Here is a 25177-nt window from a genome sequence, read left to right on the forward strand (position 1 = left end):
TTAAGCTTCAATATATTACAGAGTTTTTGACTTAATTCATAATAAAACAGTTATCCCAATAAATATAAGGTGCCAGGCTAGTCTGATAGCAACAGGATAACAAAAATCAAGTAAGTGCTTTTTCTGTCTCTCTAGGCACAAGTTCCTTTACTTCTTTCATTTCAGTTTTAGGCTTTGACATTATATATTGACCAGCACCAACTATGAGCGCAGATCCTGCAGCTAGTCCAATTATTGCTGGTACAGATAGGGCAGTAGCAAATGCAAGTGCAACACCAACTATCACTGCAGTTACAAAACACACAATAACACCTTTTACAATTGCATTTTTTGCAGATTGTTCTTTTTCTTTCACAATTGCATTTTTTCCAATTTGTTTTTCTTCCTTTTTCTCTGGAAGCTGCATTACATCTTTATTTTCAGTAAGATCCTTTGGCGTTTTTTTATTCTCATTTTTTAACGTTTGCTTTTTTTCCGCTTCCTCTAAAAGCTGAATTATACCTTGATATTTAGTAAGGTCTCTTGGCGTTTTTCCATCAACATCTTTTAATGAAGGGTCTGCTTCAGTGTGTAGCAGAACTTCCACCACTTTTATTTTGCCATTTTCAGCAGCAAGATGTAAAGGAGTACGTCTATCACCATTGTTTGCATTAACCTCTGCTCCTTTTGCGATTAGAGTTTTTACTACATCTTCGTGGCCATTTTTAGCAGCAAGATGTAAAGGAGTACGTCTATCACCATTTTTTGCATTAACCTTTGCTCCTTTTGCGATTAGAGTTTTTACTATATCTTCGTGGCCATTTTCAGCAGCAACATGCAAAGGAGTCCATCTATCAGCATCCTTTATATTAACATCTGCTTTCTCAACTAGAATTTTTACTACCTCTATGTGGTTATTTTCAGCAGCAAGATGTAAAGCAGTACATCTATTATCATTTTCTGCATTAACCTTTGCTCCTTTTTTGATTAGAATGTCTACTACATCTTTATGGCCCTCTCTGGCTGCAAGATGTAAAGGAGTCTCGTCCACAATACCTTCTGCATTAACATCTGCTTTCTCAACTAGAATTTTTACTACCTCTATGTGGTTATTTTCAGCAGCAAGATGTAAAGCAGTACATCTATCATCATTTTCTGCATTAACCTTTGCTCCTTTTTTGATTAGAATGTCTACTACATCTTTATGGCCCTCTCTGGCTGCAAGATGTAAAGGAGTACATCCATCATCATCTTTTGCATTAACGTTTACTCCTTTATTTAATAGGTTTTTCACCTCCTCCTCATTATTATGTTTAACAGCTGAATGCAAAGCTTTGATGTTCTCTTGTGCCTTTAATAGAGCTTCTTTTACCGCTTTATGGCCTTTTTGAGAAGCAAATGTTAAAGGAGTCCATTTATAATGGTCTTTCGCATTAACATCTGCTCCTTTTTCAATTAGAGTTTCTACTATATCTTTGCGGCCATTTGCAGCAGCAAGATGTAAAGAAGTCCACCCATCACTATTTTTTGCATCAACGTTGATTCCTTCTGCTTTTGATAGAACTTGTACTATCTCTTTGTGGCCATTTGTAATAGCAAGATGTAAAGGAGCCCATCCTTTATCATTTTCTGCATTAACATTTGCTCCTTTTCCAATTAGAGTGTTTACTACATTTTTGTGGTTCTTTTCAACAGCAAAATGTAAAGAAGTCCATCCATCACCATTTTTTGCATCAACAATTGCTCCTTTTCCAGTTAGAATGGTTACTACATCTTCGTGGCCATAGTGAGCAGCAATATGTAAAGGAGTAATTTTATTATCATGTTCTGCATTAATATCTGCTCCGTTTTCAATCAGAGCTTTTGCTACATTTGCACAGTTCCAATAAGAAGCAAGATGTAACAATTTGACTTCCTTAGAATTTTGACCACGAGATATAGTAAATATGTAATTTATGCCAGATCCACTATCATTGTCAGGTTTACTCTTTTCCCACTCTTGACATAAATCTGGATCTTCTTCTTGTAACTTAGCTTTTATTTTTTCAACTATATTGTCCTTGCTCAAATCTGAAAGGTCATTTATTTTTTTTAATATTTTCATAAATTTATCATATTCCATAACTTCCTCACTTAAAATACATAACTTAGTTGTTATATCTTTTAACATAGAAGTCAAGAACCTAAATATTCGTTATTATCTTTCCTTAAAGAGTCATTTTAGTTATATTACAGACTATGAAAAACCTCAACTTTAGGAAGGAAATCAAGTTTTTTTCTCTGTCATTTATAATTTTATTTGTTCTATGGACTGTATTGTCTGGTTATTTTGAGCCGTTTTTTATTTTTTGTGGAGTGTTTTCCTGTATATTCACATCGTTTATCTTTAGAAGGTTGATAAACGCTGAAAGAGCTCTTAGCCAGATTTTAAATAGTACGAGTAGACTGTCGTTTTATAAGTTAGTAAGTTATATACCATGGTTAATGTACCAAATCATTTTATCAAGTGTTTATGTAACAAAAAAGGTGCTACAACTCAAATCTAAGCTTGAGCCAATCATTATCCTAAGAAAATGCAAAGGGCATAATGATGAAAGCATTGCGTTATTTGCCAATTCAGTCACAATCACTCCCGGAACTTTAACTATCAATGTTGAAAGTAAGCAGAAAACATATTTCTCTACCATGTATTTGATAGATAAAGATCTTGAAAGCGGCATTTCTGAAATAGAAAATAAAATCTTAAAAATACTACGTTCAGTTAAGTAATTGCTTTAAATAAGTTAACAGCATCCTTATATTCCCTTACAAGACTTTCAAGCATTTCTTTTGGAAGGCTATTGTTAACAATAGAACATAAATAATTATACAAATCTTCTAACCTTAATACGTTATTTCTCTTCTTGCTGTTGAATTTATACGGAAAAATACCTTCCATAACTTCAATAGTAGTAGCCTTGTTTAAAAATACATTTTCACTTGTCACGCTTATTCTTGCTAAAACAGTGTTAATTTCAGGTTCGTCACTCGTATAAAAATCTGATAGCTGAGTTATTCTAATAACGTACAAAGTTACTATTTTTGACAAGCAATTATCAGCATATTCACAATTTTTTATTACCTCCCACTGAGTAACCTGAGATTTACCTATTTTTGCATTGTTCGGTAATTTACTCATTGAACTTTCTCCATTTAATCCAGTGTAATAAATTATACTAATACTTTGTTAAATAAATAATAACGCGATTACAAAAATATATACTTATAGTAGTATATTATACAAAAATAGCACAATATCTAAGCATTAAAGCTAGTTTTAGCTGGGTACATGGGGCTATTCGTTATTTTGTGTTGTCCAGTGAGGTCCAAAATTAGAGGTCCACTTATATAAAGAGTTTAGTCTGCCTTCTTTGCTATAAAATAAGTTTTCCTTTTGAGCTGTTTTGTTAGTATTAACTAAATTCTAAACTAACTGTGCTATAATGAAAAAGATAAAACTCGGAATACTAATTTCAGGTAGGGGGTCGAATATGCAGGCCTTAATAGAAGCATGTCAAGATCAGAATTTTTCCGCAGAAGTTGCATGTGTTATCACAAATAATAGCGAAGCTGCTGGTCTGAAAATAGCAGAGCAAGCAGGAATCTCAGCGTTTATTGTTAAAGATAAACCGCTTGATGCTGGTAAAATTCACGAAATACTTGTTCAACATAAGGTTGATTTAATTTGCCTTGCAGGGTTTATGAGAATTCTCAAAGCTGATTTTCTGAGTAAATGGCATAACAAGGTGATAAATATTCATCCCTCTTTACTTCCGTCTTTTAAAGGCCTAAACGCTCAAGAGCAAGCTCTAAAAGCAGGTGTAAAAATTACAGGTTGTACTGTACATTATGTCACTCCTGAAGTTGATGCTGGAGCCATAATTGCTCAAGTTGTTGTACCAGTGTTACCAGCTGATGATATTCAAAGCCTCTCAGAACGCATTCTAGCTGAGGAGCATAAGTGTTATGTAGAAGCAGTAAGGTCAATAGCAGAAGATATATGACTGTAATAATTATTGACCTTGAGCGTTTTTTCCAACTTCAACAAAAAATAAATTTTCAGGTTCCAGTAAAGAACTTGCCAGTTCGTTTACTTCCTCTAATTTAACATCATTAATGATATTCGCATAATTATTTATACGGTTAACATCACGATCATTTATCTGCATATTATCTAGCAGCGTTGCTGTATTTGTGTTATTGGACAGGAAAAGGACAAGATTATTTACCAAGCCAATTTTTGCATCCTTGAACAATTGTTCGTCAATTCCTTGCTTTTTTATTCTGCTAAATGTATCTTTTACTGCTGATATAGCTTTGCCAGCAGTAGAACTATCAGTACTTATAAATCCAGATATAATATTTCCATGTTTATTGGAAATAATACTTGCATAAACACCATAAGTAATACCCAAGTTTTGCCTCAGTTCTGTCATTAATATTGAATTCAGCCTCATGCCACCAAGTGCATCAATTAAGACACCAGCGTTATAATAATTAGGATCTTCATAAGCTATACCTTTTTGAGCAAAAAGTATCACACTCTGTGGTATATCCATAAAAATATTCTTACTTTCTGCAGAACCAAAATTATTTTTTACAGGTATTTTTCTAACTTTTGATCTTTTTGACGGCAATTTAGATAAATATTTATCTAATAGCGTAATAATTTCTTCTTTTTTTGTACAACCAGCAACACTGATAACTATGTTATCTTTAGCAAAATTACGCTTTATGTATGTTAAAACATCGTCTCTAGTAATGCTCATTATAGTATCAAGAGTACCGTACACACTTTTTGAGTAAGGATGTTTTTTAAACAATAACGTATCTAATTCTTTTCCAGCAACAAAATAAGGATTTTTTTCAAGATTATTAAAATCAACTTTGGCTTTCTCGAAAACTCTATTCAACCCTTCAGGGTCAACTTTAGGACGCATTATAGTATCGCTCAGTAATGAAATTGCTTCCTCTAGATTGTCAGACAAAGTATTTAATGAAACCCTAAATGCTTCTAAATCAGCAATAAAATTTAAACTAATCCCTTTATCTTCAAGCTTTTTCGCAAAATCTTTGGCATCATTTTTTCCTGCCCCTTCTTGGATTACAAGAGAAGTAAACCAAGCAAGCCCCTGTTTTTCCTTATTCTCATACACATAACCTGCATCCTTGAACGATATATTTAGTGAAACTTTTGGCAAATCATGATTTTCTACAAATAAAAACTTAAATCCTTTACGGGTAGTGACCTCCTCTATATTTAGGTTACCACTTGCTTGTAAATTAAAGCCTAGACAGAAAAAAAATAGAAATATAATTTTACTTATTCTCATTATTATCTCCTTTTGGTAATAAACGACCAATTAACTTATTAGCAGAAAAAATAGCACGGATTTTATTATTTACATCCTCTAGATTGACATCATTAATCTTGCTATATGAAATATCTATTTCATCAAGTGGAATACCAAGTGCAAGGTGTGGCACATAGAACATCGCTATATGAGTTAAGTCAGATAGATTATCAAACTGTGCTGCCTTATACCTATATTTTGAGCTTTGTAATTCCTCGCTCGTCACCCCTTTAGATACGAAGCCATTAATAGCATTATCTAACTCTCTTTCAACAATATCTAAATTAGCGCCACTTTTTGGAATTATCATAATATCAATGTAGCCATCACTAAAAGCTAGGCTATTATAATAAGCAAACACTGATACTGCCACATCTTTATCTAAAACCAAATCTTTATACAGTTTGCTGGATTTGCCGCCACCTAAAATGTCAACCGCTAAATGAGCAGCAGAGGCTTCATTTATGTGATCAAATAAGGGAACACGATAACGAAAATATAAAACTGATTCTTTTACTTCAGTGCTCTCTAAGGTCACCGATAGACCTGCATTATGCACTGGATCCTGATTTGGGTAATGTCTCATTACAGGCTTAGCTTTAATTTCGCCATATTTTTCTTCTGCTAATTTCACTACTTCATCAAACTCCACATCACCCACAATCAGCAATATTGCATTACCAGGGTGATAATAACTATCGTGAAACCTCACTATGTCATCCTGATTGTAAGTTTTGATATCGCTCTCCCAGCCAATAACAGATCTACCATAGCCATTACGGTAAAATGCACTATCCATTTCTTCCCACAACAAGTTATGAGGTTGGTTATCAAATCTCATTTTTCTTTCTTCCAGTACAATGTTTTTTTCTCTATCTATTTTGTCTTGAGTAACATTAAAGTTTCCCATTCTATCTGCTTCAACTTCCATTGCCAGTGGTAAATCTTTTTTGGGGACCAACTCATAATAACAGGTATATTCTTTAGTGGTAAACGCGTTAAATTGAGCCCCAATGCTACTCATAGTGGCTTCTATATCTGTGAACTTTCCTGTAGTTTCAAACATTAAATGTTCAAAGTAGTGAGCCAATCCTGCTTTGCCGATTGGATCATCCATTCCCCCAACTTTGTATATTACTGCATGTAAAACGGCTGGAATCCGATGATTAGAAACAACATAAACATCTAGTCCGTTACTGAGTTTAGTATATTTTATGTTGTGCTCTATGTTTAAAGCATTCGAAGAAATTGGGTAAGTAAAAAAAAGTACAGGTAGTATAAGAAAACTAAAAAACTTATGAAGCATTATTTCGACCTAATATAAAAACAATTATTTTATTCCTCATTTTGTTTAGAAATAAGCATATCGTATATATACCACTTATATAACAATGTAAACATTCCACAAACTATAGATAAATCTGCTAAATTAAAGGCTGGCCAATACCAATCATCAATATGAAAATATATGAAATCATATACAGCTCCCCAATAGATCCTATCAACTACGTTTCCGATTGCTCCACCAATCATCAGAGAAAAACCAAGGTAAGTTGACTGATCGTCAGACTTGTATATCAAATGTGCAAGTATACCAATTATTAGTATTGAAAATGCTGAAAAAAAGAAACCGCCATGTGGTAAAGCGCTACACATTCCAAAACTAATACCTGAATTCCAAACTTCAACTAGTTTTATAAAACTAGCGATCTCAATTGATTCTCCTTCATCAATCAATGAGTTTATGTACAATTTGCTCGTTTGGTCAATCAATACTATAATTAATATAACAACTAAGCATAACTTTTTCATAAATTTGCCTTTAACCTATAAACTTTAAGTATATCATAATTTATCTGTTTTGTTAACTCCTCAATACTATGGAATTTTTTTTCTGACCTTATGAATTTTAAAAGTTGTATATTGACTTTATGACTATATACGTCTTCATCAAAATCGAATATGTGCATTTCTATTATAGGCTTTTTCAGATCCTTAAAAGTAGGTCTCATACCAATATTGACTACTCCATATAACCAATTTGGATTACTATCAGGAAAAGTCACTCTAGCGTAATATGTGCCAAACTTAGGTTTTATCATGCAATCTTCTATAGGAATATTTATGGTTGGAAATCTTATTTCTCTACCTCTACATGCACCTTGTGTCACAACACCAGAAACTTGATAAGGCCTGCCGAGCAATTTATTAGCAATTTCTATTTCGCCCCTTTGTACATACTCCCTTATTGAAGAAGAAGAGCAAATTTTGCCGTCAATTATTAATGGCTCTAATTTAGTCAAAGAGTATCCATACGTTTCAGAATATTTCTCTAGAGTTAATATATTACCCAATCGTTTATGACCAAAAGTGCAATTTTCTCCGACAATTATGTGTTTAGCGCCATATTTATCTATTAAAATCTTACTGATAAAGTCATCGCAGCCAACCTCAGAAAAACCTCTATTAAAATTAATAATATACAAGTAATCTATACCATAGCTGCTGATCAGTTCCTTTTTTTGTTCTTGGTCTATTAACCTAAAATTGTTTCTACCAAATAAAACAGTTGATGGGTGAGGCTCAAAAGTTAAAACTGCAGAGGGTAATCCTCTTTCTTGTGCTACCTTCTTTAGAGTAGAAATTGCAAACTCGTGTCCTAAATGAATGCCATCGAAATTTCCGAAGGTTAGTGCTATATTATTTTCTATTCCTTGCTCACAATTATAAATAATTTTCATACAATTTGATGTTTTTACATGTTTCTTATATATAATAACTATATTTTAGTAAGCTACGGAGATAAATTGTGAAAAATGTTGTGATATATGTAAAGAAGGGCTGTCCATACTGCATAAGGGCAAAGGATTTACTAGATAAAAAAGGTGTGAAGTATGAAGAAATTGATGTGCTCAAAAACTCAGATCTATTTAACGACATAAAATCAAAGTATAACGTTAGAACAGTTCCACAGATTTTTATCAACGATAAGCACATTGGGGGGTGTGACAAATTGATGGATCTTGAAAAAGAAGGAAAGTTGGATGATATGCTAAATAATAATGACAATCACACTGATGTCACAACCTACACAAACAGCAATGATGAATGTGGAGAGTGTGTTATACCACATGATGATTTTATGTAACTTTTTATCTTGTTTTGTCGTGTAATACGTAAATGAAAACTAGTATGCTCACTTTAAACAATTCTTAATGAATTAAAAATACAATTCATTCAGTGAGTTTTTTTAGTGGGAAAAAATGACAAAAAATATTTCAATTATTAGCAGAAACTTAATTAGTATCGAATTAGTTAACAAACAAGATTTAGAGAATTTCATTAAGATTTTCACAGTGCTTGATAAACATATAGCAGCTAAAACACTTTTTACAGAAGAAGTGAGAATAGAGTATAAACAACACAACGGCATAGAAGTTGTTGAATTGCTAAAAGATACAGACTTTACATATCATGAGGTTGAAAATGTATTGAACCACCTGAGTAAACATGGAATGAAGGTGCCCAGCAGTGTTATAGCACACACCCTTTTTGCTGCATACAATCATGCACTTGAATTTAAGGATGTAGCATTTTCCTTTTCTGAAGGCTCTCCACAATTTAACATCAGAGTGAGTAAGAACACCTTCATAATAACTCCTATGAGTGAGGAGAATTTGGAATTGAATTCACAAAGTAGCAAGAAATTAATAGAGTCGTTACAGAGCGAAAAAAATATTTATGATTGTATAGTAGAAGAAAATACCATTAAAGTTATAGTGCATTCTGAAATACATCAAGCTATAAATTTGATTATAAAATCACTGATAAAGTCTCGCCTTTTAGCAAAAGAGGAAGAAGGAAAATTCAAAGAGAAATTGAGACAACTTGCTTTTAAGGATCAAGCTTTTGTTGAGTATTCCAGTATCAAAACCATCAGTAGGTATCCACATAATCATCCTCTGAGAAAGCATGAAAGTGTTACTAAGGATATAGAAAATATTTTATGTGATTTCATAGCAAATGAGAATAGCGAGTTCGCTATAGAGCGGTTAAATAGGCTGAGCTCAGCAGTTTCTCCGGATACTCCAAGAATCATCACTAAAACTATAGATAAACTTGTTAAGTTTCACTAAGATATACGAGAGCCAATAGATTTCTTGTATTACCTTTTGTCATCCAAGTAGCCTTGGCTACTTGGTTCTTTTTTTGGGTTCCAGCTATGTACATAGCTGTATGAACCATACGCGTCAAGTTAAGAGATTGTGAGCAAATTTAGAGAGGTTAAAGTGGATACTCTAGCCCTTCTACGTTTGTCTTTTAATGAAAATCGCGACCAAGTTATAGTGAGTTTTTTAAGAAATGCTTTTAAACTATTAATTTTGGTTAATACTAAAAATAACTCTCTAACCCGCCTTTTTAGCTCAATAAATGCCTTTGTTAAGCTAAGTTCTGTATTCTTTTTCACTTCTGTGCAACCAACTATGCCGTGAAATATAAGAATTGCGCACAATTTAGCATATAGTTCACATAATACTCTGCATGGCTTTCCTTTTAGCTTATCAAGCCTGATATGGCTTTTATACAATTTAAATAATAACTCAATTTGCCACCTTACTCTGTAAATCGTTAATACTTGCTCAGCACTAATTTTATTTTCTGGAACATTAGTTATAAATATTGACCAGTTCAACAATTTTTGATTTCTTTTAGAGGATCTGCGATCTTGCTAATCTATTAGCTTTCCTTCTTCTGCCCATAGACTGTTCTTCAGTTAGTTTCTGACATATAATTCTTACTCTAATTTTTGCTTCTTTTCCTAACAATACCTCGTTTTCTAAAAATAACTTATCCTCTCAACATTCTAATAACTCCATTTTTTGATTTGTTTCTACATCATATATGTTGGTATCGACGACTTATGAAATAAGCTCCTATTTCATTGATTTGTTTAAAAGAACTTGGCACAAAATAACCGAGATCAGATATTAGCAAATCATTGCTTAATATATTACTTAAATGTTTCCTATATCCCTGGTCTGATCTTACCCCCTCCGTTAAATTAAGTTGGTCTATTATCTGATTCATGTAGTCGAAAACTAATTGTAACTTTATTCCAGACTTAGTATTGCTTTCATAGCCACTGTAGCTAGTACCATAACCTTTATACATCTCTTCCATACTGTTAGGTAGAGTAATATAGCTACTGTCCAATAATTTAACACTATTAAATTGCTGTAAGATTTTGCAATCAACTTGCAAGATATTTTTAAAGAGAATCACAGATTCATTATACATCCTTTTCATAAATTCCACTGCTTCTTCAGTAAATCTAAAATCCAAACCTTGTTTTGTTATATCTATCGAGTCCTCGTTTAGTAATTGACACATTGTTTCTACGCTACAATTATCAACTCCTATATTACCCAAGACCATGGCTTTTACGAATGATGAACCTTTTAGCTTTCTCTTTCTTTTTATAAACCTTGTTGTAATTGAGATTTTCTCTGCTTTTTCATTAAAAAATTCTTTGAGCTTTTTTGATAAGCAAGTTATTTTATTCATTGGTTCTCTCACTAAAAGTATATCTGGGAGAACTTATACCTTATTATTCTATCTCTTTCATACCTTTATTTCCTTAACTTGACGCGTATGGCTGTATGAACATTGTAGCCGTTATTCAAGTAGCCCGCAGAAGCGAAAAACTTACTTGACAAACTCCGCCAACTCCCTTATCATGAAACTGAAGCTATTTATTTATCTTCTCTGTACAGATTAAATGACAAAAAAACTCACGTATCTGGCGTCTCATGTTTAATTTTTTGCACTATGTGCACCTTATGTCTTTATAAAACTTCTAGGTTTTTACCTAATATAAGCTAAAATGCGCTTATAAAGCATTTAAAACATAAAAAAACGCCAACTTAAAAAATGGATAGTGAATAACTAGCTACCCTAGGGTTTCTTTTGCCTTTTTTTCTGTTTAGTAAATTTCTTAATGTTTATAATTTAGATTAGTTGCGGCTTAAAAGCAACTGAATCGCGGTTATTAAACGTTTAGAATAAAAAAACGCCATACTTGAAAGTATAATGTAAGTAATTAGCCAACCACGGGGCTTCTTTTGCCTTTTTTTTCGTTTGGCAAATTTTTTAACATTTATAGCTAAACGACAACCGTCATCCCGCTACTTGTGAGCGGCTGAGATACCGTGGCGGTATGACGGTTCGCGGTGGCATGACGTAGAATTTTATACTCACCAACTCAGTATTCCAACCTGGATTGTATCTTATCGGTAAAAAAGAAGAGCTATTTTAGGAAGTTTTTATAGGACTAAAACCAAAGAAAACTTGCATATAAGTTTATCAAGATGTAAAATTAAAGTTATTTTAAAAGAATAGGTTAATTATGAATCTTGTAACAAAATCTGCTATCGATTTTACTGCTTCATCTGTTCTCTCTGACGGAGAAATTGTTGATGATTTCTGTCTGAGTAAGCGCATAAAAAATAAGTATGCTGTCCTTTTTTTCTATCCACTTGATTTTACTTTTGTTTGCCCAACTGAATTGATATCGCTCAATAATAGAATAAATGAGTTTGCAAAGCGTGGTGTTGAAGTGATAGGAATAAGTGTAGATTCAAAATTTTCACATTATAAATGGCGAAACACTCCAGTTAATGATGGTGGTATTGGAGAGATTAGCTACACTTTAGTGTCTGATATCAAAAAGTCTATATCAAGAGACTATGGGGTCTTATATGATGACTCAATTGCGCTGAGAGCAACTTTCGTTATTGATGATAAATTTATTGTACGTCATCAATCGATAAATGATTTGCCTTTAGGGCGTAATATCGATGAATTCGTTAGAATCGTTGATGCAATTAAACATAATGAGGAGCATGGTGAAGTATGTCCAGCAGGGTGGAAGAAAGGTAAGCCAGCAATGCAGGCAAGCGATGAAGGAGTAGCTGATTATCTAAACTCATACAGTGAAGAATTATAAATTTAGTACAAAAGTTCTTATTATTGGATCTGGGGCAGCGGGTTATGCTGCCGCTATATATGCAGCACGTGCAAACTTAGAGCCAATTGTAGTAACGGGAATGCAGCCTGGTGGTCAGCTTACAATTACTACAGATGTTGAAAACTATCCTGGTTTTGTTTCAATACAGGGTCCAGAACTAATGGAGCAAATGAGGTTTCATGCAGAAAAGGTTGGAGCAAAAATAATAGATGATGAGATAAAAAGCGTTGAACAACTTGAGGACTTTAATGAGTATAGATTTAGATCTTCTGGTAATATCAATGACTACTATTCAGATGCAATTATCATTGCATCTGGTGCGCAAGCGAAGTGGCTTGGTTTAGAAAGTGAAAAGAAATTTCAGGGTTATGGGGTTTCAGCTTGTGCGACTTGCGATGGTGCATTTTTTAGGAATAAAGTTGTAGCTGTGATTGGTGGTGGAAACACTGCTGTTGAAGAAGCAATATTTTTAACTCGATTTGCCAAAGAAGTGATATTAATACACAGGCGTGATAAATTAAGAGCGGAAAAAGTAATGCAAGATAGGCTCTTTAAAAATGATAAAATAAAAGTAATGTGGAACCATACCGTAGAGCAGATTCTTGGAGAAGAAAATCCAAAAAGGGTTGCTGGTATTGCGATTAAATCAGCAGAGATCGATAAAACCCAAGAATTAAAAGTGGATGGAGTGTTCATTGCAATCGGGCATGCACCAAATGCGGGTATTTTTAAAGGCTTTGTTGAAATGGATGAGCAGGGTTACATCATTACAAAACCTGGAACAACTTTAACTAGTAGGGCAGGAGTGTTTGCTGCAGGTGATGTTCAAGATAAGGTATATCGTCAAGCAGTAGTTGCAGCAGGAACAGGATGCATGGCTGCGCTTGATGCAGAAAAGTTTTTGGAGTCGTAGTTAATTCTAGGATTTTAGATAAATTGCTTGCAATTTTCCTTTTCTTTTACATAATTATATTAGTAAATCATTAATAAAGAGGGTTTAGTATGCCTTATAGAAACGGTGTAGCATATTATAGAGCTTATGGAGGTGGTGATAACACGGCATCGCAAGCTCGAAATCCGACAACTTCAAGACAGCTAAGTGAATCAACAAAACAGCTATTTAAGGCTATTGATGATGGAAACCTAGAAGATTTTAAAGAAGCTCTGGCAGAGGGTGCGGATGTTAATGCGTTTGATAAAGAAGGCATGACACCTTTGATGTCCATAGTTACTAATTTGTCTGCAGGCTCTGAAACAGAAAAAGAATATCAGAATATGATTAGGTTGCTCCTACTGCACCGGAGCATAGATGTTAATATTTCTGAACAAAATAATAACAATACAGTTTTGCATCTAGCAATGTGCTTTCAACAAAAGAAAACTTTACAACTCTTACTAAGTCATCCAAACATAAACACTTATCTAACCAATAAAAACCATCAAAATCCTGAGGAATGTGCTAGACAAAATCGTGCTGGGCATTTGATAATAGAAATACAAAAAGCACAGAAAGGAAAAGAATTATTAGCTGCTCTTTCTAGCGGAAATATTTGCCAAGCGAAAACACTATTGAATCAAGAGCTTCATCCTAATTGCTGGAGAAGAACCCAAGATGGAAGAATAAAAACACCACTTAGCTTAATTATTCGATTATGTTTACGAACGATAACAGAAGATGAAAAAGAAGTATTGACAAAACTTTTAAAACATAAAGACCTAGATTTTAGTTACGAGCAGTATGCACAATTAAAGCAAACAATTGAACAAGCTATTCAGAGCCGATTAACTGATACTATTAATAGAAAAGATTTAGATGATGTGAAAAAATTAGTAGAAGATAATTGTTTTATAAATCGTGCAGTTGTTACTGCTGCATTGGGGGGTGTTGATAATCCAGTTAACTCTATTAAAGATTATTTAAATGAAAAATTTCCTGCAAATACGAATAATATACCAGAAGATTTTGAGAAGTTTTTACAAGGGCTTGAAAGAACAAAAGCTCAACTTGTAGAGAAAGAGCAAGAGCTAACGAATAAAACTAGCAAAATTTCACTATTAGAAAGAGATTTAGGGCAAGTAAGACAGGAAAAATCGGCTCAAAAAACAAAAATCAATGATCTAAATAGTGAAGTAACTCGACTTAATAGAATTGTGTATGGAAGAGCAAGCGACACTGTCGAAATTTTACAATTAAAAAGAGATTTGAAACAAGTAAGGGAAGAAAGAGATAGGCTTTCATCAGAAAATAGACTGCTCCGTAGTAATAAAAACGAAAAATCCTCGCAAGCAATTTCTTCTGGTAGAAAACTAAGCAACTACGCTTCTGCATGTTTTATATTGCTTGGAGTATATACTGTTGTTGCATGTTTAGTAATAGAAGATTATCCAGGGATAATAAGTGCTTTCTTTACAGCAGTTGCACTGGCTTTTTTTTTATTAGGATGTTGTAATTTATATAAAGCAAACACAATACTTAGTGATGTTGAAAGCACTCAGCTTGGTGGTTTAGAACGAAGTTAAAGTTTTGATTTCTTCTCCAGGCCCTGCTGAAAATTTTTGTACATGTTAAAAACATCTTGATAATTGAGGTGAGTGTAAATTTGAGTAGTTTCCAGGCTTGAGTGACCAAGCAGTTGTTGTATTGATCTTATGTCAATATCTTCCTGAAGCAAATGAGTAGCAAAACTATGGCGAAATGCATGTGGAGATAAAATTTCTGGTAAATTTAACATTCTCCTTATTTTTTGCAAACGATTGGCCACATAAGTTCTTCCCAATTTTTTTCCTCTTACTCCCAAAAAAAGATATTGTGCTTCATCATTAATGCCAAGATAAGGACAGGCTTTTACATATTCCTGTATACATTTTTTTACTACCGGAAGAATGAATACCTGCCTTTGTTTATCTCCCTTACCTGTTACTATTAAACTTTCATTGTTAATATCACTAACCCTAAGGTTCAACGCTTCACTGATTCTTAAGCCTGTACCATATAGCAGGACGATAATCGCAATTTCTCTTTTTACCACCCAAGGTTCACCCAGGTCGGATAGTTTCATTTCTTTCAATAAAGTTTTTATATTAGGTATTGATAATGCTTTGGGCAGAGTTCTTCTCTGAATTGGCCTTGATAAGGAAAATACAGCTTCATTGTCTATATTGTGGTTATTTTTTATGTACTTGAAGAAATTTCTGATTACTGAGAGTGCTCGAGTGTTGGATCTTGCGTTTACACCTCTTGCGTAACGAGAGGTAAGCCAACTTCTTAACTCAGGTATGCTTAAATTTTTCAGAGTACCAACATTTACTTCTCCACCAATGTGAGTATTTAGGAAACTTATAAGATCCTTCAAGTCCCTCATGTATGATTCCAAAGTGTTTGGTGAATAAGATCTGTTGCACCTCAGCCACTCATACCATTTTTCAATGATTGAACCGAGGTCCACAATTATTTTTTAAAGAAAGCATCGATGCACGCATCTCGAAAGGCTTCATTTATATCAGGATGAGAGTGACAAATTCTGTATATATCCTCTGCTGCTGCGCCATATGCCATTGCAACCGCTGCTTCGTTGATTAGCGTGTCAGCGTATGCTCCTATGATATGCACACCTAGTATTGTATCTGCCCTGCTACAAGTCAGCACTTTCACGAATCCTTCAGTATCATCAGTTATTTTTGCTCTGCCGTTTGCAGCAAATTGACATTTACCAACTTTGTACTTACGGCCAACACTTTTCAACTCCTCTTCAGTTTTACCGATTGAAGAAACCGCAGGGTGAGTGTAAATGACAGATGGTATGATTCCATAATCAACGTGAGGTGACTGTCCTGCTATTATCTCTGCAACTGCCACTCCTTCTTCCTCTGCTTTATGAGCAAGCATTGCTCCACCGATCACATCACCAATAGCAAATATTCCTTTCACATTAGTTTCATATCTGTTGTTAACTTGAACGAAACCGCGATTATCTTTTTCTATTTTTTCATCAATACCAAGATTCTCAGTGCATGGTTTGCGTCCTGCTGCCACCAATACCTTATCCGCCTCTATAGTGTTTGTTTGATTATCTTTTACAGAGCAAACTTTCACACTCAAAGAATTACTACTTTGTTTTATCTCCTCAACTTTAGTGCTAAGTAAAAATTTTATTCCTTGTTTTTGTAGACTAGAAAGTAGAGACTTACTTAATTCTCCATCCATTGCTGCAGCGATTCTGTCAAAAAATTCTACTACAGTGACTTCAGACCCTAGCCTCCTCCATACAGAAGACATTTCAAGCCCTATTGCCCCAGCTCCGATTACGACAAGTTTTTTTGGTACTTCAGTTAAAGATAGTGCACCGGTGGAAGAAATAATGTCTTTCTCATCGATATTAATTCCTGGCAAAGAAATAACGTCAGAACCGGTTGCAATTACTATATTTTTTGTCTTCAGCACCTTACCTTCAACTGAAACTTCAAGATTACCTTGGTCAAAAGAAGCAAGCCCATTGATTTTAGTGATTTTGTGAAGGTTAAACAGATATTCTATACCTTTTCCAAGTTCCTGAACTCTGGCGTCCTTATAACCTAGCATTTCTTTTAAATCGAAACTTGCGTCCTTAATTTTTATGCCAAGCTTCGACAGATCATTTTTCGTGTGAGCATACTGATAGGAAGAATGGAGCAATGCTTTGGAGGGTATGCACCCAACTCTGAGGCATGTGCCACCAAAAATGCTATTTTTATCTATACAGGCAACTTTCAATCCAAGTTTTGCAGCAGCGATAGCGCACTTATAGCCTCCTGGGCCACCACCTATAACAATTAAATCATAATCAGTCATAAAAAACAAACCTATTTTCTAAAGAATAAACACCTTTTCCCTCAGTTGTTACATATATCTTATTGCGAGTAAACACTGGAGTGTGAAACACATTACCAGGTACTTTTACTACCTTTCCTGCACTTTCAGATCCCGGAAAAGCAAACATTGAACTTTTATTGCTTGTCACCCACAGTGTATGGGCATGCATAATTGGAGCAAATAGTTGCGTATTTTCTATTAAATCAGATGCCCAGACTATTTCTCCATTTTTTATATCCAGGCCAATTATTTTATCATCTTTAGTAACTATAAAAATTCTTCCGCCTTCTTTTTGTTTCTCTGCAGGAATAAGAGGACTATAATATGACTCAATGTCTGATACACTTTTTACTTGCAGTGACTTTGACCATAAAATATTTCCTGATTTTACGTCAATACCATAAATATAAGAATTATTTGTAGCTATTAAAGTATCGCCAAGCACTCTCGGTGTAGTAGTTACATCTGTGAGCTGTGTATCCAAAAGGTTTGTAGCCAATTTTTGGCTCCACAATTTTTTACCATCTTCATTAAAAGCTATTAACTCACCATTTGAAAATGGTGCTATTATTTTATCGTTAGAAGTTGTTGGCGATATGGAATACAAACCTCGAACCTCATTGATACCGTTTTGATAAGCCCAAGCGGAGCTGCCATCTTTTATATCAAATACGTACAGATAATTATCAATAGTCAATACTACCAATTTATTATTTATTACTGCTGCTTTTCCTCTTACTGGAGCTCTCAATTCTTTTTCCCACTCAATCTTGCCAGTTTTTGCGCCTATTGCGTGTAAAGTGTTATCCACTATAAAGAAAACATTTTTTTCATAATGTGATAGGCTCATGTTACCAATTTTTTTCCTATGTGAGAGGTGTAATTTCCAATTCATAGCCTTTGAGTTATCAATATCAAAGGAATATAAAGCGCCGTGCTTGTCTGATAAAATAACGCTATTTTCTATAAGCACTGGAGCTACATATCCTTGAGATAGTTTTTTATCCACTAGACTTATTCTCTCGCTTGCCATTGTGTAACTGCTACACAATAACATTATCATGACAATTATTACTTTCATTATTTATTGAAAACAAGATTCATTAATATACATCTTAAGAACCTTAATTACAACGGAAATGTTCTTGCTGCATGTTAAAAACGTTGATTTATGAACGAAATATTATATTATTATGTGAGATAATGTATATTCTTAGAGGTAGTACACCTCATCCACTATGCAGCAACGTGCATAGCTGTATGAACATTGAGATATAAAATAATTTATACCAAGAAGAAAGATGTCATCCAAATAGCCTCTTTTCCTGTCATCCCAGTGCTTGACACTGGGATAGCTTTGTTGCATAGCAACTGAAAAAATCTGGTGGCTACTGACAAAATTCATTATAAATAGCTATTTATAGCATTTCTCATAATAGTCCGAACAGGTCATAGGAAGGCAGAATCAACAGCACGACGAAAGGATTCGAATAGAGGAATGTTTTTCCTGGCTCTGTTTTTTATAGCAAACCAATGATGCTCAATTTTGTTGAAATCTGGAGAATAAGGCGGCAGATACAAAATTTCTGCACCAACCCCTTTAGCAAGCTCGATAATCTTATCAGACTTATGAAAAGTAGCATTGTCAAGAATGACCATACGCGTCAAGTTAAGAGATTGTGAGCAAATTTAGAGAGGTTAAAGTGGATACTCTAGCCCTTCTACGTTTGTCTTTTAATGAAAATCGCGACCAAGTTATAGTGAGTTTTTTAAGAAATGCTTTTAAACTATTAATTTTGGTTAATACTAAAAATAACTCTCTAACCCGCCTTTTTAGCTCAATAAATGCCTTTGTTAAGCTAAGTTCTGTATTCTTTTTCACTTCTGTGCAACCAACTATGCCGTGAAATATAAGAATTGCGCACAATTTAGCATATAGTTCACATAATACTCTGCATGGCTTTCCTTTTAGCTTATCAAGCCTGATATGGCTTTTATACAATTTAAATAATAACTCAATTTGCCACCTTACTCTGTAAATCGTTAATACTTGCTCAGCACTAATTTTATTTTCTGGAACATTAGTTATAAATATTGACCAGTTCAACAATTTTTGATTTCTTTTAGAGGATCTGCGATCTTGCTAATCTATTAGCTTTCCTTCTTCTGCCCATAGACTGTTCTTCAGTTAGTTTCTGACATATAATTCTTACTCTAATTTTTGCTTCTTTTCCTAACAATACCTCGTTTTCTAAAAATAACTTATCCTCTCAACATTCTAATAACTCCATTTTTTGATTTGTTTCTACATCATATATGTTGGTATCGACGACTTATGAAATAAGCTCCTATTTCATTGATTTGTTTAAAAGAACTTGGCACAAAATAACCGAGATCAGATATTAGCAAATCATTGCTTAATATATTACTTAAATGTTTCCTATATCCCTGGTCTGATCTTACCCCCTCCGTTAAATTAAGTTGGTCTATTATCTGATTCATGTAGTCGAAAACTAATTGTAACTTTATTCCAGACTTAGTATTGCTTTCATAGCCACTGTAGCTAGTACCATAACCTTTATACATCTCTTCCATACTGTTAGGTAGAGTAATATAGCTACTGTCCAATAATTTAACACTATTAAATTGCTGTAAGATTTTGCAATCAACTTGCAAGATATTTTTAAAGAGAATCACAGATTCATTATACATCCTTTTCATAAATTCCACTGCTTCTTCAGTAAATCTAAAATCCAAACCTTGTTTTGTTATATCTATCGAGTCCTCGTTTAGTAATTGACACATTGTTTCTACGCTACAATTATCAACTCCTATATTACCCAAGACCATGGCTTTTACGAATGATGAACCTTTTAGCTTTCTCTTTCTTTTTATAAACCTTGTTGTAATTGAGATTTTCTCTGCTTTTTCATTAAAAAATTCTTTGAGCTTTTTTGATAAGCAAGTTATTTTATTCATTGGTTCTCTCACTAAAAGTATATCTGGGAGAACTTATACCTTATTATTCTATCTCTTTCATACCTTTATTTCCTTAACTTGACGCGTATGCTCAAGAATACAGGATCATTTGATATAAATAATAATCAAGCTTTAAATCAGGCTTTAGGACATGCTACAGATCACAAAATAATGGAATTGCTGATTAATCGTGGAGCTGATATCCACTCAATAGATGAGAATGGAAAGAATGTTATAATTCGTGTTATTGAGAGTTTAGCAGAATCAAAAAATCTAAAATTGGATAGTGAGAAAAACTTACCAGCAGAGATAATTCTTCACCCCACAGTTTCCTTTTTACTAGGAAAAGGCGCAGAGTATTATTCTACAGATGATTTGAATGTTGAAGCTATACAACAAAAACCTCCTAGAACCTCTGAATATGAGCCAATAACTATGTACGCTGAGGTGAACAACAATGTAATACCACTTCAAAAACCTTCTAGAACTTTTGAGTATAAGCCAAAGAGCACTAATTATGATGCTTTGCCTTCAAAAGAGCCAATTTACGCTGAGGTGTATGATGCTAAGGTTAGTAACTCATTAGGGGAGAATGGTTATTTGAGTGTATCAGAAGAATCTATTTATGCTGAAATATATGATTCACATAAAAAATCCACTGAAAATTTATCATTGGAAGATAGTGGTTATTTGAGTATATCAGAAGAACCTATTTATTGCACTATAGATGATCTTTCAGAACAAAAAAAGCCTACTAGCCTAAAACAGAAAGAGCCAGAACAGTCGTCAGAACCTATTTATGCTAGGGTAGATTTGTCCAAGAAAAGAGCAGAAAGAAAAGCAAAAGACATAAAAGCTAATTCTGGAACTTGCCATGGGTTAGTGCAAGATAAAGTGAATGATTGGCAAGTGAAGCTAAATGAGCTAAGTGCTAATAAGTCGATAAGTCAGCAACAGACTAATGATCAAAAAATTAAGACCAAGGCTGGCTTTAGTGTAGAAGAAATAAGGCAGAAATATGAGCGTAGAGATTCTGGCTACGATTCTGGCTATGATTCCGATACAAAAGTTGAACAACAATTAGAATTAGCTCCTAAATCTGAGATAGGTTCAGTGAGTATTGAGCATGGAGTAATAGGAGGCTGTCGATATAAGATTACTGATATATCCCTCTAACTATGTGATTCAAAATAATTGAATTGACTTTATATATGTAATCGATATAACCTAGTTAGATTCAAGTTGACTCTTTCGTCTAGTGGTTAGGACACCACCCTTTCACGGTGGTAACACGGGTTCAAATCCCGTAAGAGTCACTCAAGTAGAATATAATTAAAGTTTTGAATGGGAAAAATTAGGCTCTATGTTGAAGAAGCTTTATCACAAGGCGTGAGTTTAGCACTTAATCCACAACAAAGTCACTATATTTGCAATGTAATGCGGCTTAAGAAGTATGATAATCTCTCTCTTTTTAATGGAAAAGATGGAGAATGGTTAGGAGAAGTAGTTAATATATCGCGTAAATTGACAGAAGTTACACCCAAAGAATGCACTAAACAACAGCAATATGAGGAAAATTTATACCTGTATTGTGCCATGGTAAAAAGTGCTGCTTTGAACAACATAGTAAGACAGGCAACTGAAATGGGAGTAATCTGCATTCAATTTATTTCAACGGAACGTACAGTGGTAAAAAATATTAACCTAAGTAGAGCAAAATTACAAGCAATCGAAGCAGCGGAACAATCCGGTAGGATAAGTATACCAGAGATTTTGCCTCCTATTAACTTTTGCGAATTACCTGATTCCCAGAGTAAAAATTTTGTTTTATGTGATGAAACAGGTAAAGCTGATAAAGTGCTGAAAGGTAAGAAAAATGTTGCTATTATTGTTGGCCCTGAAGGTGGTTTTTCATCTTATGAACTTGATCTTGCCGATAAGTTTTGTCAAAAATTGAGTCTAGGAAAAAGAATTTTAAGAGTCGATACCGCTGTGGTTGCTGCACTAACTTTCACCAATTGGTGTAGCTAGATTTTTAAATATGGCTAAGATAAAGAAATCTGGTTCAGTGTTGCGCGCACAAAAACTCTGTAGACTCTCTACGAAGCCATACGCGTCAAGTTAAGAGATTGTGAGCAAATTTAGAGAGGTTAAAGTGGATACTCTAGCCCTTCTACGTTTGTCTTTTAATGAAAATCGCGACCAAGTTATAGTGAGTTTTTTAAGAAATGCTTTTAAACTATTAATTTTGGTTAATACTAAAAATAACTCTCTAACCCGCCTTTTTAGCTCAATAAATGCCTTTGTTAAGCTAAGTTCTGTATTCTTTTTCACTTCTGTGCAACCAACTATGCCGTGAAATATAAGAATTGCGCACAATTTAGCATATAGTTCACATAATACTCTGCATGGCTTTCCTTTTAGCTTATCAAGCCTGATATGGCTTTTATACAATTTATAGCCTTTCTTATAATAGTCCGAATGCGATAAGATATGTGTTTATGGCTATAGCAGGCCAGTAGCATATTACGGTCTGTTCGGATTATTGTAAAAAGAGCTATAAATAATAACTCAATTTGCCACCTTACTCTGTAAATCGTTAATACTTGCTCAGCACTAATTTTATTTTCTGGAACATTAGTTATAAATATTGACCAGTTCAACAATTTTTGATTTCTTTTAGAGGATCTGCGATCTTGCTAATCTATTAGCTTTCCTTCTTCTGCCCATAGACTGTTCTTCAGTTAGTTTCTGACATATAATTCTTACTCTAATTTTTGCTTCTTTTCCTAACAATACCTCGTTTTCTAAAAATAACTTATCCTCTCAACATTCTAATAACTCCATTTTTTGATTTGTTTCTACATCATATATGTTGGTATCGACGACTTATGAAATAAGCTCCTATTTCATTGATTTGTTTAAAAGAACTTGGCACAAAATAACCGAGATCAGATATTAGCAAATCATTGCTTAATATATTACTTAAATGTTTCCTATATCCCTGGTCTGATCTTACCCCCTCCGTTAAATTAAGTTGGTCTATTATCTGATTCATGTAGTCGAAAACTAATTGTAACTTTATTCCAGACTTAGTATTGCTTTCATAGCCACTGTAGCTAGTACCATAACCTTTATACATCTCTTCCATACTGTTAGGTAGAGTAATATAGCTACTGTCCAATAATTTAACACTATTAAATTGCTGTAAGATTTTGCAATCAACTTGCAAGATATTTTTAAAGAGAATCACAGATTCATTATACATCCTTTTCATAAATTCCACTGCTTCTTCAGTAAATCTAAAATCCAAACCTTGTTTTGTTATATCTATCGAGTCCTCGTTTAGTAATTGACACATTGTTTCTACGCTACAATTATCAACTCCTATATTACCCAAGACCATGGCTTTTACGAATGATGAACCTTTTAGCTTTCTCTTTCTTTTTATAAACCTTGTTGTAATTGAGATTTTCTCTGCTTTTTCATTAAAAAATTCTTTGAGCTTTTTTGATAAGCAAGTTATTTTATTCATTGGTTCTCTCACTAAAAGTATATCTGGGAGAACTTATACCTTATTATTCTATCTCTTTCATACCTTTATTTCCTTAACTTGACGCGTATGGTTACGCAGACAGACTAGAAAGTGATATTAGAAATCGCAATCAAGAATTTGAGGGTCACGGATTTTTATTAGGGTTTTTAGCAAATTTTAGTCATCTCCACACGATAGATATTGACCTTGACTTGTCTACTGAAAATTCATGTGTTGTTTTCCTTGTACATCGTCAAGAAGAGAGAGAAAACATTCCTATCGTTATTAATGTTATTGGATGGAGGACGCCTTCTGGTGCTGCATTAAATCGCGCTAGAGGTAATGCTAAGAGATTACATACTTCTTCATTTATACCTGTTCATACTGAATCAGGATATGCTGTTTGTGTTGGATTAAATTTTAATCCATATATAGATCTAGATCCTTTTAGTGTTGATACAGTAGAACTTCAACAGGATAGATTTCCTTTAGTAGAAAAATTATTTGAGCGTGTACGAAATAGACAAGACAGACAAATTCAAGAGGAAACTAGAAATTTTTTACTACATCATCTTCCACGCGAAATACCAATAGATGAAGGTAATCGCGATAGGAGATTTGATTATATGACTGGTTTTGCTTTTGGGAGTAGTGCTTTTGATATACACCCTGTACGACTAGAAGAAGATGATGAAGCATATGTAACAAAATACATATTTAGATACAATAATCAGAATTTAAGAAGAAGCGTTTTAACTATGGTCTTGCATGCTCAAGATTCTGATGTAGTTATACTTCATATTAGAGCCAGCAATGATATACAACTAGAGGCAATCCGTTTACCACAAGATAATATTGCTGCTGTGGGTGTAGTGACATACACACTTAATGATCGATCTGGAATAAATTCTAATGCAGTTAGATTTAATACACCGGAAGATTACCTGCTGGGGAATAGAGGTGATTTGCTTGGTGATCAGCTTGTAGAAATTCCCAATGCTGAAAATGTACATGGTATTTTAGAGGGAGTTATGAATGATGACTGGCAAGATGGTGCTCAGCACGGAGAACTATTTACGGCTATTTCCAGAGTATTAATGCCAGAAGATATGAATGGTAATGCAATAATAGATGTAGATAGCGAGGAAAAGTTTCGGTCTATATTGCATGGTGTATTTTATACTTGTGACAATCCTGATAAAGTGATTGCTGGGTACAAGGTAGGTCAAACATATAGTTCCGATATAAGAATGGTAGGAGGAATAGTGGAGCGAGCAAATACAAGAGTTGCAGAGCATAGATTAGATCTCCTATTATTAAGGCAACCTACAGAGAATGATTCAGATACCATACGCGTCAAGTTAAGGAAATAAAGGTATGAAAGAGATAGAATAATAAGGTATAAGTTCTCCCAG

General features: G+C 33.9%; 19 protein-coding genes, 1 tRNA gene and 5 pseudogenes. 11 read left to right on the plus strand and 14 right to left on the minus strand.

Going from position 1 to position 25177, the window contains the following annotated elements:
- Positions 1-106 precede the first annotated feature (106 nt).
- A complete protein-coding gene (locus AAGD87_RS05710; protein WP_341817474.1) occupies positions 107-2149 on the minus strand; it encodes an ankyrin repeat domain-containing protein in 2043 nt (680 codons plus the stop codon).
- Between the two features lie 68 nt (positions 2150-2217).
- On the opposite strand from AAGD87_RS05710, the gene AAGD87_RS05715 reads away from it, so the two are divergent.
- Positions 2218-2748, plus strand: coding sequence for a Na+/H+ antiporter subunit E (locus tag AAGD87_RS05715; protein ID WP_006280659.1), 531 nt, complete (start codon positions 2218-2220; stop codon positions 2746-2748).
- Here AAGD87_RS05715 and AAGD87_RS05720 read toward each other — a convergent pair.
- The gene (locus AAGD87_RS05720; RefSeq protein WP_010082489.1) at positions 2741-3157 is read right to left on the minus strand and encodes a hypothetical protein; all 417 of its coding nucleotides are present in this window, start codon (positions 3155-3157) and stop codon (positions 2741-2743) included. The genes AAGD87_RS05715 and AAGD87_RS05720 overlap by 8 nt on opposite strands.
- Before the next feature lie 304 nt (positions 3158-3461).
- Between AAGD87_RS05720 and purN the strand changes: the two genes are divergently transcribed.
- Complete coding sequence (gene purN, locus AAGD87_RS05725) at positions 3462-4022, plus strand: phosphoribosylglycinamide formyltransferase (protein WP_010082490.1); 561 nt, start codon at positions 3462-3464, stop codon at positions 4020-4022.
- 9 nt (positions 4023-4031) lie between these two features.
- Here purN and AAGD87_RS05730 read toward each other — a convergent pair whose 3' ends face one another.
- From AAGD87_RS05730 to ribF, 4 genes are read right to left on the minus strand one after another with little or no spacing between them, the layout of a single operon-like run.
- Positions 4032-5351 (minus strand): M16 family metallopeptidase, encoded by a 1320-nt coding sequence (locus AAGD87_RS05730; RefSeq protein ID WP_010962819.1) that lies wholly within the window; start codon positions 5349-5351, stop codon positions 4032-4034.
- On the minus strand, positions 5338-6678 hold the full coding sequence (locus AAGD87_RS05735; RefSeq protein WP_341817475.1) for a pitrilysin family protein: 1341 nt from the start codon (positions 6676-6678) through the stop codon (positions 5338-5340). The genes AAGD87_RS05730 and AAGD87_RS05735 overlap by 14 nt, the downstream gene beginning before the upstream one ends.
- 29 nt (positions 6679-6707) lie before the next feature.
- Complete coding sequence (gene lspA, locus AAGD87_RS05740; RefSeq protein ID WP_341817476.1) at positions 6708-7184, minus strand: signal peptidase II; 477 nt, start codon at positions 7182-7184, stop codon at positions 6708-6710.
- Positions 7181-8113, minus strand: a complete 933-nt coding sequence (gene ribF / locus AAGD87_RS05745) for a riboflavin biosynthesis protein RibF (protein ID WP_341817477.1) — start codon at positions 8111-8113, stop codon at positions 7181-7183. The genes lspA and ribF overlap by 4 nt, the downstream gene beginning before the upstream one ends.
- Positions 8114-8181: 68 nt before the next feature.
- Here ribF and grxC point away from each other — a divergent pair, with 68 nt between their 5' ends.
- Together grxC and AAGD87_RS05755 are read left to right on the plus strand one after the other, a co-directional pair.
- Positions 8182-8520, plus strand: coding sequence for a glutaredoxin 3 (gene grxC, locus AAGD87_RS05750; protein ID WP_007550037.1), 339 nt, complete (start codon positions 8182-8184; stop codon positions 8518-8520).
- 115 nt (positions 8521-8635) lie between these two features.
- Positions 8636-9508 carry a hypothetical protein gene (locus tag AAGD87_RS05755; protein ID WP_007550039.1) on the plus strand — a complete coding sequence of 291 codons (873 nt, stop codon included), beginning with the start codon at positions 8636-8638 and terminating at the stop codon, positions 9506-9508.
- A gap of 119 nt (positions 9509-9627) precedes the next feature.
- Here the strand turns inward: AAGD87_RS05755 and AAGD87_RS05760 are convergent.
- Positions 9628-10937: pseudogene (locus tag AAGD87_RS05760) on the minus strand (IS4 family transposase).
- Positions 10938-11778: 841 nt separating this feature from the next.
- On the opposite strand from AAGD87_RS05760, the gene AAGD87_RS05765 reads away from it, so the two are divergent.
- The 3 genes from AAGD87_RS05765 to AAGD87_RS05775 all read left to right on the plus strand — a co-directional run bounded on the left by AAGD87_RS05765 (position 11779) and on the right by AAGD87_RS05775 (position 14919).
- Positions 11779-12378, plus strand: a complete 600-nt coding sequence (locus AAGD87_RS05765; protein WP_012673206.1) for a peroxiredoxin — start codon at positions 11779-11781, stop codon at positions 12376-12378.
- Positions 12365-13312 (plus strand): thioredoxin-disulfide reductase, encoded by a 948-nt coding sequence (gene trxB, locus AAGD87_RS05770; RefSeq protein WP_264339488.1) that lies wholly within the window; start codon positions 12365-12367, stop codon positions 13310-13312. Before AAGD87_RS05765 ends, trxB begins: the two co-directional genes overlap by 14 nt.
- An 89-nt stretch (positions 13313-13401) precedes the next feature.
- Positions 13402-14919, plus strand: a complete 1518-nt coding sequence (locus tag AAGD87_RS05775; protein WP_264339487.1) for an ankyrin repeat domain-containing protein — start codon at positions 13402-13404, stop codon at positions 14917-14919.
- On the opposite strand, the gene AAGD87_RS05780 is transcribed toward AAGD87_RS05775, so the two are convergent.
- From AAGD87_RS05780 to AAGD87_RS05800, 5 genes and pseudogenes are all read right to left on the minus strand, one after another.
- Positions 14916-15845 (minus strand): tyrosine recombinase XerC, encoded by a 930-nt coding sequence (locus AAGD87_RS05780; protein WP_264339486.1) that lies wholly within the window; start codon positions 15843-15845, stop codon positions 14916-14918. The two genes, AAGD87_RS05775 and AAGD87_RS05780, sit on opposite strands and share 4 nt — an antisense overlap.
- Before the next feature lie 2 nt (positions 15846-15847).
- Positions 15848-17227 (minus strand): dihydrolipoyl dehydrogenase, encoded by a 1380-nt coding sequence (gene lpdA, locus AAGD87_RS05785; RefSeq protein WP_341817478.1) that lies wholly within the window; start codon positions 17225-17227, stop codon positions 15848-15850.
- On the minus strand, positions 17220-18329 hold the full coding sequence (locus tag AAGD87_RS05790; RefSeq protein ID WP_265023851.1) for a PQQ-binding-like beta-propeller repeat protein: 1110 nt from the start codon (positions 18327-18329) through the stop codon (positions 17220-17222). The genes lpdA and AAGD87_RS05790 overlap by 8 nt, the downstream gene beginning before the upstream one ends.
- Positions 18330-18697: 368 nt before the next feature.
- Positions 18698-18904, minus strand: a pseudogene (locus AAGD87_RS05795) (transposase); the annotation flags it as partial.
- Between the two features lie 13 nt (positions 18905-18917).
- Positions 18918-20227: pseudogene (locus AAGD87_RS05800) on the minus strand (IS4 family transposase).
- Between the two features lie 87 nt (positions 20228-20314).
- On the opposite strand from AAGD87_RS05800, the gene AAGD87_RS05805 reads away from it, so the two are divergent.
- The 3 genes from AAGD87_RS05805 to AAGD87_RS05815 all read left to right on the plus strand — a co-directional run bounded on the left by AAGD87_RS05805 (position 20315) and on the right by AAGD87_RS05815 (position 22258).
- Positions 20315-21403, plus strand: a complete 1089-nt coding sequence (locus AAGD87_RS05805; RefSeq protein WP_341817479.1) for a hypothetical protein — start codon at positions 20315-20317, stop codon at positions 21401-21403.
- A gap of 68 nt (positions 21404-21471) precedes the next feature.
- Positions 21472-21543: transfer RNA gene (locus AAGD87_RS05810), tRNA-Glu, on the plus strand.
- Positions 21544-21571: 28 nt separating this feature from the next.
- A complete protein-coding gene (locus AAGD87_RS05815; protein WP_006279818.1) occupies positions 21572-22258 on the plus strand; it encodes a 16S rRNA (uracil(1498)-N(3))-methyltransferase in 687 nt (228 codons plus the stop codon).
- 90 nt (positions 22259-22348) lie between these two features.
- Here AAGD87_RS05815 and AAGD87_RS05820 read toward each other — a convergent pair.
- Both AAGD87_RS05820 and AAGD87_RS05825 read right to left on the minus strand, forming a co-directional pair.
- A pseudogene (locus AAGD87_RS05820) lies at positions 22349-22684 on the minus strand (IS4 family transposase); the annotation flags it as partial.
- Positions 22685-22788: 104 nt separating this feature from the next.
- Positions 22789-23762, minus strand: a pseudogene (locus tag AAGD87_RS05825) (IS4 family transposase); the annotation flags it as partial.
- Positions 23763-23974: 212 nt separating this feature from the next.
- Between AAGD87_RS05825 and AAGD87_RS05830 the strand changes: the two are divergent.
- Positions 23975-25135 carry a hypothetical protein gene (locus tag AAGD87_RS05830; protein WP_341817480.1) on the plus strand — a complete coding sequence of 387 codons (1161 nt, stop codon included), beginning with the start codon at positions 23975-23977 and terminating at the stop codon, positions 25133-25135.
- Positions 25136-25177: the final 42 nt, after the last annotated feature.

It is taken from the genome of Wolbachia endosymbiont (group A) of Pherbina coryleti, from assembly GCF_964026875.1.
Lineage (GTDB): Bacteria > Pseudomonadota > Alphaproteobacteria > Rickettsiales > Anaplasmataceae > Wolbachia > Wolbachia pipientis.

What these genes read in the sequence shown, in the direction of transcription:
- AAGD87_RS05715 (WP_006280659.1), top strand. Translation starts at nt 2,218, where the DNA reads ATGAAAAACCTCAACTTTAGGAAGGAAATCAAGTTTTTTTCTCTGTCA.
- AAGD87_RS05720 (WP_010082489.1), bottom strand. Translation starts at nt 3,157, where the DNA reads ATGAGTAAATTACCGAACAATGCAAAAATAGGTAAATCTCAGGTTACT.
- AAGD87_RS05790 (WP_265023851.1), bottom strand. Translation starts at nt 18,329, where the DNA reads ATGAAAGTAATAATTGTCATGATAATGTTATTGTGTAGCAGTTACACA.
- purN (WP_010082490.1), top strand. Translation starts at nt 3,462, where the DNA reads ATGAAAAAGATAAAACTCGGAATACTAATTTCAGGTAGGGGGTCGAAT.
- AAGD87_RS05730 (WP_010962819.1), bottom strand. Translation starts at nt 5,351, where the DNA reads ATGAGAATAAGTAAAATTATATTTCTATTTTTTTTCTGTCTAGGCTTT.
- lspA (WP_341817476.1), bottom strand. Translation starts at nt 7,184, where the DNA reads ATGAAAAAGTTATGCTTAGTTGTTATATTAATTATAGTATTGATTGAC.
- lpdA (WP_341817478.1), bottom strand. Translation starts at nt 17,227, where the DNA reads ATGACTGATTATGATTTAATTGTTATAGGTGGTGGCCCAGGAGGCTAT.
- AAGD87_RS05775 (WP_264339487.1), top strand. Translation starts at nt 13,402, where the DNA reads ATGCCTTATAGAAACGGTGTAGCATATTATAGAGCTTATGGAGGTGGT.
- AAGD87_RS05735 (WP_341817475.1), bottom strand. Translation starts at nt 6,678, where the DNA reads ATGCTTCATAAGTTTTTTAGTTTTCTTATACTACCTGTACTTTTTTTT.
- AAGD87_RS05815 (WP_006279818.1), top strand. Translation starts at nt 21,572, where the DNA reads ATGGGAAAAATTAGGCTCTATGTTGAAGAAGCTTTATCACAAGGCGTG.
- AAGD87_RS05765 (WP_012673206.1), top strand. Translation starts at nt 11,779, where the DNA reads ATGAATCTTGTAACAAAATCTGCTATCGATTTTACTGCTTCATCTGTT.
- AAGD87_RS05755 (WP_007550039.1), top strand. Translation starts at nt 8,636, where the DNA reads ATGACAAAAAATATTTCAATTATTAGCAGAAACTTAATTAGTATCGAA.
- ribF (WP_341817477.1), bottom strand. Translation starts at nt 8,113, where the DNA reads ATGAAAATTATTTATAATTGTGAGCAAGGAATAGAAAATAATATAGCA.
- AAGD87_RS05710 (WP_341817474.1), bottom strand. Translation starts at nt 2,149, where the DNA reads ATGTTAAAAGATATAACAACTAAGTTATGTATTTTAAGTGAGGAAGTT.
- AAGD87_RS05805 (WP_341817479.1), top strand. Translation starts at nt 20,315, where the DNA reads ATGCTCAAGAATACAGGATCATTTGATATAAATAATAATCAAGCTTTA.